A 1588-nucleotide genomic window follows, 5' to 3' on the forward strand; every position below is an offset into this window, starting at 1 on the left:
TGGCCGCGGCGCAGCCGGCCGCTGCCGGCCGCACGGCTCCCCCGGCCGCCCTTCCCCCGGCCCAGGATGCCCTGTCCAAGATGAAGGAACGTGCGAGCACGGTCCTCTTCGAACGCATGGGATCACGCCTGCTGGATGCTTCCCTGGACGAGGACAAGCTGCATCTCGTGGTGCAGCAGGAGCTTGCCAAGGTGGTCGAGGAAGAAGAAAATTCGCTCAGCCACCTGGAGCGCCAGCGCCTGATCCGTGAGGTCAGCGACGACGTGCTCGGCTACGGTCCGCTGCAGCCGCTGCTGGAGGATCCGGACGTCTCCGAAATCATGGTGAACGGACCCGACATGATCTACGTGGAGCACAAGGGCAAGCTCTCGCGCAGTTCGGCCCGCTTCCTGTCCGAGGACCAGCTGCGCCGGGTCATTGAACGCATCGTGTCCAGGGTCGGCCGCCGGATCGACGAATCGTCGCCGCTCGTTGACGCCCGCCTGGCCGACGGCTCGCGCGTGAATGCGGTCATCCCGCCGCTGGCAGTCAACGGGTCCTCCCTGACCATCCGGAAGTTCGCCGCCGACCCCTTCCAGGTCCAGGACCTCATTGGTTTCGGCACGCTCTCCCCGGAGATGGCCGCGTTGTTGGACGCCTGCGTCCGGTCACGGCTGAACATCATCGTCTCCGGCGGCACCGGCACCGGAAAGACCACGCTGCTCAACGTGCTCTCCTCCTTCATTCCGGCCGGCGAACGCATCGTCACCATCGAAGACGCCGTAGAACTGCAGCTGCAGCAGGACCACGTGGTCCGGCTGGAAAGCCGCCCGAGCAACATCGAGGGCAAGGGCGCGATCACCATCCGCGACCTCGTCCGCAACTCGCTGCGCATGCGCCCGGACCGGATCGTGGTGGGCGAGGTCCGCGGCGGAGAAACACTGGACATGCTCCAGGCCATGAACACCGGGCACGACGGATCGCTGTCCACGGTGCATTCGAACTCCCCCCGGGACGCCATCGCGCGCCTGGAGACCCTGGTGCTGATGGCCGGGATGGACCTGCCCCTGCGCGCGATCCGGGAACAGATCGCCTCCGCGGTGGACGTCATCGTTCAGTTGACCCGCCTGCGCGACGGTACCCGCCGGGTCACGCATGTGACCGAGGTACAGGGCATGGAAGGCGACATCGTGACGCTGCAGGACGCCTTCGTCTTCGACTACAGCGCCGGTGTGGATGCCAGCGGCAGGTTCCTGGGCAAGCCCATGCCAACCGGGGTTCGTCCCCGGTTTACCGACCGGTTCCGGGAACTGGGCATCGACCTGCCGGCCGACATCTTCGAGCCGGCCGCCGGCCCGTTGCGCCCGCAGGCGGCGACGCGATGACCCCGGTGGTCCTGGTTATAGGAATGCTGTGTTGCTACGGCTCGCTGGCCCTGCTGGTGTCGGCCGCCTTCGGCACGCGGTCCCTGCGGCTTTCGGCGTCCCGCCGTGGCGCCCCGGAACAGGGCTCCCGGCTCAGTGACGTGGCCGCCCGTTCCACCGCCACCATCGAACGGCTCCTGGCCCGCCGCCGGGAAGCCCCGGCGATGGCCGGCGCCCTCGAAGCC

1 protein-coding gene and 1 pseudogene are annotated in these 1588 nt (G+C 68.1%); both read left to right on the plus strand.

The genetic code is table 11. The features are described from left to right. Positions 1-1364: TadA family conjugal transfer-associated ATPase (locus AC5RUJ_RS16095; protein WP_494156223.1), on the plus strand; the 1364-nt coding region annotated here is incomplete at its 5' end. Beyond that, positions 1361-1588 (plus strand): annotated as a pseudogene (locus AC5RUJ_RS16100) (type II secretion system F family protein); the annotation flags it as partial. The gene AC5RUJ_RS16095 and the pseudogene AC5RUJ_RS16100, both read left to right, overlap by 4 nt.

Source organism: Arthrobacter sp. Y3223164 (assembly GCF_059091005.1).